General features: G+C 65.6%; 13 protein-coding genes and 1 other RNA gene. 3 read left to right on the top strand and 11 right to left on the bottom strand.

Features of this window, described 5'->3' with window-relative positions; genetic code table 11:
• The 8 genes from mraY to rnpB form a co-directional block, all read right to left on the bottom strand.
• On the bottom strand, positions 1-1,021 hold a 1,021-nt coding region (mraY, locus tag Q0D45_RS17700), incomplete at its 3' end, for a phospho-N-acetylmuramoyl-pentapeptide-transferase (RefSeq protein ID WP_293395860.1).
• A complete protein-coding gene (murF, locus tag Q0D45_RS17695; protein WP_293395857.1) occupies positions 1,021-2,409 on the bottom strand; it encodes a UDP-N-acetylmuramoyl-tripeptide--D-alanyl-D-alanine ligase in 1,389 nt (462 codons plus the stop codon). The genes murF and mraY, both read right to left, overlap by 1 nt.
• Positions 2,406-3,908, bottom strand: coding sequence for a UDP-N-acetylmuramoyl-L-alanyl-D-glutamate--2,6-diaminopimelate ligase (locus Q0D45_RS17690; RefSeq protein ID WP_293395854.1), 1,503 nt, complete (start codon positions 3,906-3,908; stop codon positions 2,406-2,408). Before Q0D45_RS17690 ends, murF begins: the two co-directional genes overlap by 4 nt.
• A complete protein-coding gene (locus Q0D45_RS17685; RefSeq protein WP_293395851.1) occupies positions 3,905-5,683 on the bottom strand; it encodes a penicillin-binding protein 2 in 1,779 nt (592 codons plus the stop codon). Before Q0D45_RS17685 ends, Q0D45_RS17690 begins: the two co-directional genes overlap by 4 nt.
• Positions 5,680-6,063, bottom strand: a complete 384-nt coding sequence (ftsL, locus tag Q0D45_RS17680) for a cell division protein FtsL (protein WP_293395848.1) — start codon at positions 6,061-6,063, stop codon at positions 5,680-5,682. The genes Q0D45_RS17685 and ftsL overlap by 4 nt, the downstream gene beginning before the upstream one ends.
• Positions 6,060-6,995 carry a 16S rRNA (cytosine(1402)-N(4))-methyltransferase RsmH gene (rsmH, locus tag Q0D45_RS17675; protein ID WP_293395845.1) on the bottom strand — a complete coding sequence of 312 codons (936 nt, stop codon included), beginning with the start codon at positions 6,993-6,995 and terminating at the stop codon, positions 6,060-6,062. Before rsmH ends, ftsL begins: the two co-directional genes overlap by 4 nt.
• A gap of 57 nt (positions 6,996-7,052) precedes the next feature.
• Positions 7,053-7,520, bottom strand: coding sequence for a division/cell wall cluster transcriptional repressor MraZ (mraZ, locus tag Q0D45_RS17670; RefSeq protein ID WP_051144370.1), 468 nt, complete (start codon positions 7,518-7,520; stop codon positions 7,053-7,055).
• Positions 7,521-7,844: 324 nt separating this feature from the next.
• Positions 7,845-8,258: RNase P RNA component class A (gene rnpB, locus Q0D45_RS17665), an RNA gene on the bottom strand.
• Positions 8,259-8,330: 72 nt separating this feature from the next.
• Between rnpB and Q0D45_RS17660 the strand changes: the two genes are divergently transcribed.
• Complete coding sequence (locus tag Q0D45_RS17660; protein WP_293395840.1) at positions 8,331-9,263, top strand: MBL fold metallo-hydrolase; 933 nt, start codon at positions 8,331-8,333, stop codon at positions 9,261-9,263.
• A complete protein-coding gene (locus Q0D45_RS17655; protein ID WP_293395837.1) occupies positions 9,263-10,027 on the top strand; it encodes an ABC transporter substrate-binding protein in 765 nt (254 codons plus the stop codon). Before Q0D45_RS17660 ends, Q0D45_RS17655 begins: the two co-directional genes overlap by 1 nt.
• Here Q0D45_RS17655 and argB read toward each other — a convergent pair.
• The 3 genes from argB to coaBC form a co-directional block, all read right to left on the bottom strand.
• Positions 10,024-10,887, bottom strand: coding sequence for an acetylglutamate kinase (gene argB / locus Q0D45_RS17650; protein WP_293395834.1), 864 nt, complete (start codon positions 10,885-10,887; stop codon positions 10,024-10,026). The genes Q0D45_RS17655 and argB overlap by 4 nt on opposite strands.
• 111 nt (positions 10,888-10,998) lie before the next feature.
• Positions 10,999-11,460 (bottom strand): dUTP diphosphatase, encoded by a 462-nt coding sequence (gene dut / locus Q0D45_RS17645; RefSeq protein ID WP_293395831.1) that lies wholly within the window; start codon positions 11,458-11,460, stop codon positions 10,999-11,001.
• Positions 11,457-12,749, bottom strand: coding sequence for a bifunctional phosphopantothenoylcysteine decarboxylase/phosphopantothenate--cysteine ligase CoaBC (coaBC, locus tag Q0D45_RS17640; RefSeq protein ID WP_293395828.1), 1,293 nt, complete (start codon positions 12,747-12,749; stop codon positions 11,457-11,459). The genes dut and coaBC overlap by 4 nt, the downstream gene beginning before the upstream one ends.
• 133 nt (positions 12,750-12,882) lie before the next feature.
• Between coaBC and radC the strand changes: the two genes are divergently transcribed.
• Complete coding sequence (gene radC, locus Q0D45_RS17635) at positions 12,883-13,557, top strand: DNA repair protein RadC (protein ID WP_293395825.1); 675 nt, start codon at positions 12,883-12,885, stop codon at positions 13,555-13,557.
• The last annotated feature ends 34 nt before the right edge of the window (positions 13,558-13,591 follow it).

Raw genomic sequence — 13,591 nt, 5'->3', positions numbered from 1 at the left:
CGATGATCTTCGGCTCGTGCCAGCCCTTCAGCTCGAAGTGGTGGTGCAGCGGCGCCATCCGGAAGATGCGCTTGCCGCCGGAGTACTTGAAGTACAGCACCTGGATCGCGACCGACAAGGTCTCGGCAACGAACACGCCGCCCATGATCGCCAGGACGATTTCCTGACGCACCAGCACCGCCACCACGCCGAGCGCGGCGCCGAGCGCCAGCGCGCCGACATCGCCCATGAACACTTCGGCCGGGTAGGCGTTGAACCACAGGAAGCCCAGGCCGGCACCGGCGATCGCGGTGCAGAACACCGCCAGTTCGCCAACGCCCTGGATGTATGGGATGCCGAGGTAGGCCGCGATCTTGACGTTGCCGGTGGAGTACGCGAACACCGCAAGTGCGGAGGCGACCAGCACGGTCGGCATGATCGCCAGACCATCGAGGCCATCGGTCAGGTTCACCGCGTTCGAACTTCCGACGATGACCAGATAGGTCCAGGGAATGAAGAACAGGCCGAGCGGAATGGTCACGTCCTTGACGAAGGGCACGATCAGGCTGGTTTCGATCGGCGTCTTCGCCGTCAGGTAGATCGCCACTGCGGTACCGAAGCCGGCCAGCGACAGCCAGAAATACTTCTTCCGCGCGACCAGACCTTTGGTGTTCTTGCGGGTGATCTTCAGATAGTCATCGGCAAAACCGACGGCGCCGAAAGCCAGCGTGACGATCAGCGCGAACCAGATGAAGCGATTGCTCAGATCGGCCCACAGCAGGGTGGCGATGGCGATGCCGGCGATGATCATCGAGCCGCCCATGGTCGGCGTGCCGGTCTTCTTCAGGTGCGACTGCGGACCATCGGTGCGGATCACCTGGCCGAACTTCAGCACCTGCAGACGGCGGATGATCGCCGGACCGGTGACGAAGCAGAACAGCAGCGCCGTCAGCACGCCGAGGATGGCGCGGAAGGTCAAATAGCCGAACAGATTGAAGCCGCTGACGTAGTGCTCCAGATGATGGAAGAGCGCGTAAAGCATCAGTGCGCTGCCTCTGTTGCGGTGCCGGTCAGCGCAGCCACCACTCGTTCCATGCGCGCGCCGCGCGAACCCTTGACCAGCACCGTCACGCCCTCTGCAATTTGATCCTTGAGTGCTGCGACGAGATCGTCGAGCTGTTCGTAGCTGTCCGCGGTATCGCCGTAGCCATCGGCGGCATGGCCGGCCATCTCGCCGAGCGTGTACAGGCGATCGATGCCCAGCGAACGCGCGGCGCGGCCGGCGTCCTCGTGAATGCTGGCGGCATCCGGCCCCAGTTCGCGCATCTCGCCGAGCACCAGCCAGCGCTGGCCCGGCAGGCTGGCGAGCAGATCCAGCGCGGCGCGCAAAGACGTGGGATTGGCGTTGTAGCTATCGTCGAGCACCCGCGCGCCTTCGCGCGTGGTCTTCCAGTTCAAGCGTCCGGCCACCGGCTCGACATTGGCCAGACCCTTGGCGATCTGCTCGATACCGAGATTCAGCGCGATGCCGACCGCCGCCGCCGACAGCGCGTTCTGCACGTTGTGCAGACCCGGCAGCGCCAGTTCAATACGGGCACCACCGACCGGTGCGACCAGGGTGAACGCCGTTGCTTCCGGCGCGTGCTCGGGCACGCCGACCAGATCTTCGGCACGCACGTCGGCACTTTCGGCCAAGCCGAAACTCAGCACCGAAGCATCGCCCGCAAGCTGCCGCCACAGCGGCGCATAAGCATCATCGGCATTGATGATCGCGACACCGCCGGAGGCATTGCCCGCGATCGCCGCGAACAGTTCGCCCTTGGCATGGGCAACGCCTACACGCGAACCGAAACCTTCCAGGTGGGCATCGCCCGCCTGGGTGACGATGCCGATCTGCGGCTGCGCCAGCCTGGCCAGCAGCGCGATCTCGCCAGGGCCGCTGGCACCCATCTCGATCACCGCCGTGCGGTGTTCGGCACGCAGGGTCAGCAGGGTCAGCGGCACGCCGATGTGATTGTTCAGATTGCCGACCGTGGCCAGCACCGGGCCGCGCGCGGCCACCACTGCGGCAACCATCTGCTTGGTCGTGGTCTTGCCGGTGGAGCCAGTGATGCCGATCACCGGAATGTCGAAATCCTTGCGCCAGCTCTGCGCGTAGCGCTGCAGGCCATCCAAGGTATCTGCGACCAGAATCTGCGAACCACCACCCTCGACGATCCGCGACACCAGCGCGCCAACCGCGCCGAGGCTCATCGCCCGGGCAACATAGTCATGGCCATCGAAACGGTCGCCCTTCAAGGCGACGAACAGATCGCCCGGCTGCAACTGACGGGTATCGGTGATCACGCGAGAGAACGCGGCATCAGCGCCGTGCAGGCTGGCACCGATGCGACGGACGACATCGCTCAGGCGTTCCATGGTGGAGCTCATGCGCGCACCGCCAGGCCGAGCGCTTGCGCGACGAAAGCGCGATCGGAGAACGAGCGCCGCTCGGTGCCGTACAGCTGATAGTCCTCGTGGCCCTTGCCGGCGACCAGCACGACATCGTCGCTGCCGGCTTCGGCAATCGCGGTGCGAATCGCGTCGGCGCGATCGTGGATCACGCGAACCGTATTGCCTTGCGGCAGGCCGGCGACGATGTCGGCGGCAATCGCGGCCGGTGATTCGGACCGCGGGTTGTCGTCGGTGACGATAGCGACATCGGCACCGTTGACGGCGGCAGCACCCATCAGCGGCCGCTTGCCGCGATCACGATCGCCGCCACAGCCGAACACGCAAACCAGCTTGCCGGCGGTGTGGGCGCGAACGGCGCGCAGCACCGCATCGAGCGCCTGCGGCGTGTGCGCGTAATCGACGACCACCAGCGGGCCATGCTCGGCGCGGAAGGCTTCGATGCGACCGGGCACCGTCTGCGATTCGGCCAGCGCATTGGCGGCATCAACGAGCGCCATGCCTTTCACCAGCAGCACCGCAAGGGCGGCGAGCAGGTTGTGGCCGTTGAAGCGGCCGAGCAGGCGGCAGTTCAGTTCAGCGCCGCCCCAGCTGCTGTCGATCTGCATCGACAGGCCGGCGGCATGCAGGCGCAGCGCGCGGCCGATCAGGTATTGCCCACTGGCCGGAGCAGTGCCATCGAGACCGTAGACAACGACCGGCGTGCGGCCTTCGGCGAGCAGTTCATCGGCCCAGCGAGCGCCGTGGGCGTCGTCGCGATTCAGCACCGCAGCCGCGAGGCCATCGACTGCGAACAGGCGACGCTTGGCGGCCGCGTAATGCTCGACCGTGCCGTGATAGTCGAGATGATCGCGGCCGACGTTGGTCAGCACGGCGACATCGAAAGCGACACCGCCGACGCGTGCCTGATCGAGCGCGTGCGACGACACTTCCATCGCGCAAGCCGTGGCACCGGCGTCGCGGCTATCGGCGAGCAGGGCCTGCAGGCGCACCGGGTCCGGCGTGGTATGCGACGCCTCGGCGAGACGACCGAGCCGGCCGTAGCCAAGCGTGCCGAAGTAGGCGCAAGGCACATCGAGGCGATCCAGCGCCTGGGCGATCAGATGCGCGGTGGAAGTCTTGCCATCGGTGCCGGTGATGCCGGCGGTGAACAGCGCGGCGGACGGTTGGCGATACCAGCGCGCAGCGATCTCGCCGGCGTGGCGGGACAGGTTCGGCACGGCAATGGTCGGCACCGGCAGCGCTGACGCCGAGACACCGGCTGCCGGCTCCCAGGCGATGGCGATCGCGCCGCGCTTCAGCGCTGCGTCGGCGTGCGCGAGGCCATGCGCGGCTGTGCCCTGCACGGCAAGAAACAATGCGCCGGGCTGGAGCTGACGGCTGTCGAGCGCCAGACCGGTGACGGCGAGTTCCGGAATGTCGCTGGCATAGCCATCGAGCAGCGTCCGCAGGCTGCGGGTTGCGAGTGCGGCGTTCACGGCTGCGCCCTCGCGATCGGCATGCCGATGTCGACTCGCTGCGTTGGTACCGGCGGAACCACCGGGGTCGGCTCGGGCAGCGGCGGCAGTTCGTCCGGCTTGATCTGCAGCAGACGCGCCGCGCCGGCCATCACGTGACCGAACACCGGCGCCGATACCGCGCCGCCGTAGTAGTCGCCATTGCCCGGCTCGTCGATCATCACCAGCGCGACCAAGCTGGGATTCTCGGCCGGCATCATGCCGACGAAGGTCGACTGATAGGCGCCCTTGATGTAGCCGCCCTTGCCGTTCTTCTTGACCGTGCCGGTCTTGCCGGCGACGCGATAGCCCGCAACCGCGGCCTTGGTGCCACTGCCACCCTTGACGATGACGCCTTCGAGCAGGCCGCGAACCAGCTGCGCGGTATGCGCCGACACCACGCGCTGAGGCGGCACGACGCTGTCGCGCTTCAAGATGCTGATCGCCGGCATCAGGCCATCGTTGGCGAGCGCGCAATAGGCGCGCACCAGCTGCAGCGCGTTGGCGGTGAACGAATAGCCATAGGACGCGGTGACCGTGTCCGACGCGCGCCAGCGGTGGTAGTCGCGCAGCACCGTGCGTTCTTCGCCGGGCAGGCCGGAGCCGACCTTGTCGCCGAAACCGAACTTCGTATAGCCGCTCCAGATCGATTCGGTGCCCATCTTCTGGCCGACATGGACGGCGCCGACATTCGAGGACTTGGCCAGCAAGGTCGCCAGATCGACGACACCAGCGGCATGGACGTCACGCACATTGACATCGGCCACCTTCAGGAAGCCATTGCCGGTGTCGACGGTGTAATCCGGGCGGATCGCGCCGGTTTCCAGCGCCTGGGCGATCAGCAGCGGCTTGACTGTCGAGCCCGGCTCGAAGGTCATCGCCACGGCGCGGTTGCGCATCGCTTCCGGATCGCGAACATCGGAGCGGTTCGGGTTGAAGCCCGGCTGGCTGGCCAGCGCCAGGATGTCGCCGCTGCGGGGATCGACCAGCACGATCAGCCCGCCCTTGGCGCGATTCTCGGTGACTGCCGCCTTCAGCTCGCGATAGGCGAGGTACTGCAGGCGCAGATCGAGCGTCACTTCGACATCGTCACCCGGCTGGGCCGGGGTCAGCTCGGTGGGGTCCTCGACGATGCGCTTCTTGTTGTCGCGGATCACCCGGCGCTTGCCCGGCATGCCGGCCAGGCGCTCGTCGGCGCTGCGTTCGACACCAGTGGCGGCATTGCCTTCGAAATCGAGAAAGCCGACCACGTGGGCGGCGACTTCACCGGCCGGATAGAAGCGCCGGTAGTTCGGCTCGATACCGATGCCCGGCACCTTCAGCGCCGCGATCTGCACGCCCTCTTCCGGCGTCAGGTAATGCTTGAGATAGATCTGCCCCTGCTTGCGCAGCTTGGTCACCCGGGTGACCAGCGCCGCCGGGCTTTCCTGCAGCAGGCTGGCCAGCGCGGCGTGAGTGCCGGTTGCCGCCAGCAGCTTTTCCGGCTCGGCGGTGATCGATACCACTGGCGCCGACAAGGCCAATGGCTCGCCATTGCGATCGCGCACGGCACCGCGATGGGCGCGCATCTGCTGCATGCGCACGTACTGGTTGTCGCCCTTCTTGCTGTAGGCGTCGTTGCTGAGAATCTGCAGTTGGAAGGCACGCGCGGTGATCGCCAGCGCGAACACGCCGAGCACGCCGAGCACCGCGACTCTGCGCCAGCCGCCCGGCGCATCGGGCAAGGAGCGCTGGGCCGGATTCAGCGGCCGCTTCATGGCGTGCCACCCGGTGCCGACGCGGGATCGGTCACGTCGGAAATGGCGGCCGCGGCCGGTGCAACAGGCCGGCCTTCGTAGTTCTGAGTCTCAATGATCTGGTAGGCCGAAGGCTCGACCAGACTGAACTGCGCGCGGGCGATCGGCTCGACTCTCGCCTGCTGCGCGAGCGTGGCTTCTTCAAGCTGCAGCTGGGTCCACTCGAGATCAAGCGTTTCGTTGTCGACCCGCAGTGCTTCGGCCTTGACCGTCAGCCGGCGATGCTCGTTCTTGATCTGGACGACGGCGAGCGCGGTGACCACCACGAACAGGCCGAGCGTGATCGGCACCAGCGTGCCGCCGGCACGGCCCTTGTTGCTGCCGCGTGGCGTGGCGCTCACTGGCTGACTCCGGCCGTGCGTTCGGCTACCCGCAGCACTGCCGAACGGGCGCGTGGATTGGCATCGGTCTCGGCCTCTGTCGGGAAGCGGCGTTCGACGCGTTTCAACTGCGGCGCGCCGTCGCTGTTCAGGCGCTGGCCGGTCAGCACGTCGCGCTCGGTGCCCTCGGCATCGCGGAGAAAGCGCTTGACGATGCGATCTTCCAGCGAGTGGAAGCTGATCACCGCCAGCCGACCGCCCGGCGCCAGCAGGGCCGGTGCCGCCGCCAGCACGGTTTCCAGCGCCGACAGCTCGCCGTTGACATAGATGCGCAGTGCCTGGAAGGCGCGCGTGGCCGGATGGATCTTGAACGAGCGCGGACCCGGGACGCTGGCGATCAGCGCGGCGAGCTGCGCGGTGGTCTTCAGCGGCGCAGCGATTCTCGACTCGACGATCTTCTTGGCGATCCGCCGGCTATTGCGTTCCTCGCCGAGCGTGTAGAGCACATCGGCGATCTCGGCCTCGTCGGCACGCGCCAGCCAGTCGGCTGCCGATACCCCCGACGTGGGGTCCATGCGCATGTCGAGCGGGCCGTCGTTCTGGAAGCTGAAACCGCGCGAGGCATCGTCGAACTGCGGGCTGGAAACGCCGAGGTCGAGCAGGATCCCGTCGATGTGGCCGGCGATGCCGGCTTCCAGCGCGACGCGGCCCAGGTCGGCGAAGTTGGCAGCGTGGAAATGGAAATTGGTCTTGCCGGCGAAGACCTTCCAGGCGTGCTGGCCGGCTTCGGGATCGCGATCCAGCGCATGCAACGCGCCGGCATCGCTCAACTGTTCGAGGATCGCGCCGGAGTGGCCGCCGCGGCCGAAGGTGCCGTCCACATAAATACCGTCTGGTCGGATGGCGAGTCCGGCCAGGGCTTCATCAAGCAGGACTGGCCGGTGGGAGTACATCCGGCTAGTGATCCCTGTCGACGATCGTGCGAGCGATGCAGGTAGCACGAGGGGGCCTCATGGCACGGCCAGCGCCGCAAAGGCGTCGGCGTAGTGGATCTGACCTTCGCTGTTGTTGGCCTGCCACTGGGCGTAGGACCACAGCTCGAAATGGTCGTAGGCGCCAACCAGCACGACGTCGGTACCGAGCGCCTTCATGTCGCGCAGCAGCGACGGCACGCTGATCCGGCCCTGGCCGTCGATCTCGGATTCCACCGCGTTGCCGAGGAACAGACGCTGCACCAGCACTCGCTTGGCGCGGTCGGCGATCTTCGGAATCTGCTCGGCCATCTTGCGGAACACCGGCGCCGGATAGATCTCGACGCATTCCGGGCCGAGGGTGACCGCGACGTTCTTGCCGAACTCCTCGCCGAGCTGGGTACGAAGGCGCGCGGGGATCGCGAGGCGCCCCTTGTCGTCAATCGTCAGTCGGTTGGATCCAGCAAACATGGCATTCAGCCCCACAATGGCGCGCAGGGAGCCCAAGTGTCACCACTTGTCCCCCGTTAAAACCACTATATGCCACCCCACACCACCCCGCAAGCGCAATTCCAGCTAAAAACCCTGCAGGGACAATGGCTTAACGGAGAATTAACAGACCCATCTAAGTCATGAAAAACAATGATTTAGCGGCATTAGCTCAAGTTGTTTCGGGTTTCCCCGCCCGGAAGGGTGGGCGAATGCAGCGGACGATCGGTAAACAATCGTGAACTGGTTGGCATGCCCCAGCAGTGGCACAGCCCGTTGGAAGAGCCGTTTTCCAAATCGAAAAAGCCCGCAACGCTTTCACATTGCGGGCTTGTCGAATCAAAGGGGAGTCGGCCGATAAGCCGGGTTCTGTCTACCGACGCCCCGCTTGCGCGCGACGCCGCCGAGACAACCATTCCTCTACGACGACGATCACTCGCCGTCTTCAGCAGCCTACCCGGAGAGCACGCGGGCCGCGTGTCGTGCCAATGGCATTGCTGCCAGACACCTCCCTCCCTATTTGGCCTTGCTCCATGTGGGGTTTGCCGTGCCGGTTCATTGCTGAACTCGCGGTGCGCTCTTACCGCACCATTTCACCCTTGCCTGTTCCGCACGCAAGCGCGCGTTCATCGGCGGTATCTTTCTGTTGCACTGTCCGTCGGCTTGCGCCGCCCAGCCGTTAGCTGGCACATCGCCCTGCGGAGCCCGGACTTTCCTCCCCTGCCTTGCGGCAGCAGCGGTTGTCTGGCCGACTCCCGGGGCGGATTGTACGCGGGTAATCATCGAGACCCTCGTTATCATCCGTTCCCCGTCATCCAGGCTTCCTCCATGCGCAAGTTGATATTGCTGACCGTGCTCATCGCCCTCGCTGCCTGGCGACTCTGGCCACTGCCGGATGCGGTGATTCCCACAGGTACGGCGCTACCGGAAGCTCAGGCACCAGCCGGCCTGCGCTTCGCGCTGATCAAGACCGGGGAAGCGACCACGCTGGAAGCGATGGTGGTTGCCGATGGCGGCCTGTTCCGTCCGACGCGGATCGGCCATATCGCCGTGCTCGTCGAGCATCCGCAGGGTCACTTCCTGTTCGACGCCGGGCTTGGCACCCAGGTCGATCAGCAGTTCGGCGAGGAGATGTCGTTCTGGGCCAAGCCGATCTTCGCCTTCAAGCACGTCAATCCGGCGATCAGCCAGTTGCAGGCCGCTGGCATCGAGGCACCGCCGCGCATCTTCCTGTCGCACGCGCATTGGGATCACGCCAGCGCGCTCGGTGATTTCCCGCAAGCCGAAATCTGGCTGCCGACTGCCGAGCGAGAAACCACCCAACACGGCCATCCGCCAGCGTTCCTGCCATCGCAGCTGAACCGCGCCGATACCCGCTGGCATCCGTTCAGCTTCGACGGCCCGGCCTATGCCGGTTTCGCAGCCAGCCTTGATCTGTTCGGCGATGGCAGCGCCGTGCTGCTGCCACTGCCCGGCCACACGGCGGGGTCAACGGGTCTGCTGCTGAGCCTGGCCGATGGCCACCGCTACTTCTTCGTTGGCGACACAGTCTGGAGCCATCTCGGCATCGACCGGCCGGCACCCAAGTTCAGCGTCTCCAGCCTGATCGTCGATGCCGATCGCGATGCCACCTGGCAGGCGGTGCTGAAGATCCGCGCGCTGCGCGATGCCAATCCGGGGCTGATCATCGTGCCGGCGCACGATTCCAGCGTTCACGATCAGCTCGGCTACTTCCCGCAGTTCGTAGGCGAGGCTCATTGATGCGCGTTTTTTCGCACACCTGTTCGAACACCGAAATCGTCAGCGCGCTCGGCGCCGCCAGTTGCCTGATCGGCTGCGACGACGATTCCGATTTTCCGGTCGACGTCGTTGCGGCAATTCCGAAGCTCGGCCGCGATCTCGATCTCCGTGTCGATGAAGTGATCGCGATGCGACCCGATCTGGTGCTGACCTCGCTGACCGTGCCCGGCCACGAACGCATCGTCGATGCCATTGAAGCCGCCGGCATCCGCACCCTGGTCTGCGATCCGCTCAGCCTCGAAGACATTTACGGCGACATCAGCCGGATTGCTGAAGCGCTCGGCATCCCCGAGCGCGGCGCGCAGCTGATTGCCGAGATGCGTGCGGCGATGCCATCGCGAGCCAACAGGAACGGCCCGAAAGTGCTGATCGAATGGTGGCCGAAGCCGGTGATCACGCCGACCCGACAAGCCTGGGCGACCGATCTGATCGAACTCGCCGGCGGCCAGAACCCCTGGGCGAGCATCCAAGCGAAAAGCACGCCTTTGACCGACGAACAGGTCCTGGCCTCGCCGCCCGACGTGATCGCCATGAGCTGGTGCGGCGTCAAGGTCGCCAACTACCGCGCCGATGTCGTCAGCCGCCGCCCGGGTTGGGCGGCGGTGCCGGCGGTACGCAATCAGCAGATCGTCGCGATCAGCGAGGAATTCCTGGGCCGCCCCGGGCCGCGGGTGGTCGAGGGTTATCGGCAACTGCGTGCGGCAATCGAAGCGACGGCGCGCTAGCCTCGGATCAAGGTACCGATGCCTTCATCGGTGAACAGTTCGAGCAGCACCGCATGCTCGAGCCGGCCGTCGATGATCACGGCGTTCTTGACGCCGCTGGTCACCGCATCGAGCGCGCAGGCGATCTTCGGCAGCATGCCACCGTAGATCGTGCCGTCGGCAATCAGCGCATTGACCTGGGCCACCGTGAGGCCGGTCAGCACCTTGCCCTGCTTGTCCATCAGGCCGCTGACATTGGTCAGCAGCATCAGCTTTTCGGCCTTCAGCACCGAGGACAGCTTGCCGGCGACCAGATCGGCATTGATGTTGTAAGCCTCGCCCTTGGCACCGACGCCGACCGGCGCGATCACCGGAATGAAACCGCCGGCTTCGAGGTGATCGACGACTCGCGGATCGATCGCTTCAACTTCGCCGACCTGGCCGATGTCACCGCCGGCGACATACAGCTTCTTGGCGCGGATCAGGCCGCCGTCCTTGCCGGTCAAACCGACCGCGCGGCCACCCTGCTGGTTGATCGCATTGACCACGGCCTTATTGACCAGGCCGCCGAGCATCATCTCGACGACGTCCATGGTTTCGGCATCGGTCACCCGCATGCCATCGATGAACTCGCTCTTCTTGCCGAGCTTTTCCAGGTGCTTGCCGATCTGCGGTCCGCCGCCGTGCACGACCACCGGATTCATGCCGACCGCCTTCATCAGCACGATGTCGCGCGCGAACGATTCGATCATGTCGTCGTCGCCCATCGCATTGCCGCCGTACTTGACGACGATGGTCTTGCCGGCGAAACGGCGGATGTACGGCAGCGCCTCGGTCAGAACCTGGGCGATGGTCGAAGGGTTGGCTTTGTCGGCAATCATCTTGGACGCAGTGGTCAGTGACTAGTGGTTTGTGGTCAGAATTAAAGCGACGGCAACGACTCGCATGCAGCTTCTACTGGCCACCGAACACAGGCCACTAGCCACTGCTTCTCAGTGTCTGCCGGTGTGGCCGAAGCCGCCGGTGCCGCGCTCGCTGCTGCCGAATTCCGACACCAGCTCGAACTCGGCGCGCACGACGGGAACGATGACCAACTGGGCGATGCGCTCGCCGGGCTCGATGACGAACAGGGTCTGACCGCGGTTCCAGCAGCTGACCATCAGTTCACCCTGGTAGTCCGAGTCGATCAGGCCGACGAGGTTGCCGAGCACGATGCCGTGCTTGTGGCCAAGGCCGGAACGCGGAAGGATCACCGCGGCGAGGCCCGGATCTTCGATGTGGATGGCGAGGCCGGTGCGGATCAGGCTCGTCGCACCTGGCGCCAGGCTCAGCGGCTCGTCGAGCAGCGCGCGCAGGTCCAGGCCGGCCGAGCCGCCGGTCGCGTAGGCCGGCAGCGGCAAGTCGCGGCCGACACGGGGGTCGAGAATTTTCAGCTGGATCGCCTTGCTGCTCATTTCGCTTTGCGCGCCTTGGTGGAGGATGTCGCTGTTTGGAGTGCTACCGCGTAGCGCTTGGCAATCAGGCCGGCGAGTTGCCGCGCGATCTCGTGCTTGTCAGACGGGCCGATCGCCAGTTCGCCATCGGCCCAGTAGACGGTCAGCGCGTTGTCATCGCGATCGAAAGCACGGCCGTTGCCGACCCAGTTCGCGGCGATCAGGTTGAGCTTCTTGCGCGCCAGCTTGCCCTTGGCATGCTCGGCAAGCTTCTCGGTCTCGGCCGCGAAGCCGACGATGAACAGCTGCGGCTGCAGTGCGCGCAACTCGGTGAGGATGTCGGCGTTCTTGGTCAGTTCGAGCTCGAGTGTCTCGGTCTTCTTCTTGATCTTCTGGCCGGCGATTTCCAGGCAGCGGTAATCGGCGACCGCGGCCGCGCCGACCAGGATGTCAGCCGTCGCACAGGCGGCGATGGTCGCATCGAGCATGTCCTGCGCGGTTTCGCAATTGACGCGATGCACGCCCGCGGGGGTCTCCAGATTCACCGGGCCGCTGACCAGCGTCACTTCGGCGCCGAGGGCACGCAAGGCTTCGGCGACGGCATAACCCTGCTTGCCGGACGAGCGATTGGTGATGAAGCGCACCGGGTCGATCGGCTCGCGCGTCGGGCCCGCGGTGACCACGGCGCGGCGGCCACTGAGTGGGCCATCGACAGTGTTCGCAACGCTGCCCGACGCCAGCGCTGCCAGCACCACGGCTGCCACCTCTTCCGGCTCGGCCACGCGGCCTTCGCCGACTTCGCCGCAGGCCTGTGCGCCGCTACCGGGGCCGATGAGCTTGAAGCCGCGGCTGCGCAGCGCGCTCATGTTTGCCTGCGTCGCCGCATTTGCCCACATCAGGCGATTCATCGCCGGGGCGACGAAGATCGGCTTGTCGGTGGCCAGCACCAGCGTGGTCAGCAGATCGTCGGCGAAGCCGTGCGCGATCTTGGCCAGCGTGTTCGCGGTGGCCGGAGCGATGACGATGGCGTCTGGCCAGCGGGCCAGCTCGATATGGCCCATCGCCGCTTCGGCCGCTTCATCCCACAGCGAGCTGCGCACCGGTTTGCCGGTCAGTGCCTGGAAGGTCTGGGCGCCGATGAAACGCAAGGCGGAATCGGTCATCACCACCTGCACTTCGCAGCCGGCCTTGGTGAAGCGGCGCGCCAGCTCGGCGGACTTGTAGGCGGCGATGCCGCCGGTCAGCGCCAGCAGGATGCGCCGGCCGGGAACCGGCCCGGGATTCAGATCGGAATTCGAAGATGAGCGCATTGAGTTCGGACCGGACGCGAAACGGGAGCGATGTAGCGAGAGAGGCTGTGACTTGGCGCGCGGAATTGTAGCCGCTGACCACGCTAGCCTTCGGCGATCGCCGTCCGCGATCAAGAAATGTGGAGCAATGGACATGTCGATCACCGACTGGCCCGAAGACGAACGGCCGCGCGAGAAGCTGCTGCTGCGCGGCGCCGCCGTGCTGTCCGATGCCGAACTGCTGGCGATCTTCCTGCGAACTGGCGTCGTCGGCCGCAGTGCTGTCGATCTGGCGCGTGATCTGCTGATCCGCTTCGGCAGCCTGCGTGGCTTGCTGAAAGCGAGCCGCCAGGATTTCTGCGCAGCCCATGGGCTGGGCGATGCGAAGTACGCGCAGTTGCCGGCAGTGATGGAGATTGCCCGTCGCCATCTCGCCGAAGCCATGAACGAACGCACGGCGTTGCCGAACCCGGCCGCCACTCGGGATTTCCTGCGCCTGAAGCTGCGCGATCTCGACCATGAAGTGTTCTGCGCGCTGTTTCTCGACAGCCAGAATCAGGTGCTCGGCTTCGAAACCTTGTCGATCGGCACGATCAACGCAGCGGATGTCTATCCGCGTGAAGTATTGAAGAAAGCATTGCGGGCGCAGGCGGCAGCGGTGATCTTCGCGCACAACCACCCGTCCGGGATCGCCGAACCGAGCCTCGCCGACCGCACGTTGACCAATCGCCTGCGTGACGCACTGGCCTTGATCGACGTCCGCGTGCTCGATCATTTCGTCGTTGGCGAAGGACAACCGGTATCCTTCGCCGAACGCGGCTGGCTCTGAAGTGTGATTGCGATCTGATTAAAGAGCCGATCAA

Source organism: Nevskia sp. (genome assembly GCF_023266035.1).
In the GTDB taxonomy this organism is placed as follows: domain Bacteria; phylum Pseudomonadota; class Gammaproteobacteria; order Nevskiales; family Nevskiaceae; genus Nevskia.
This window is presented reverse-complemented; position numbering and strand designations above follow the sequence as displayed.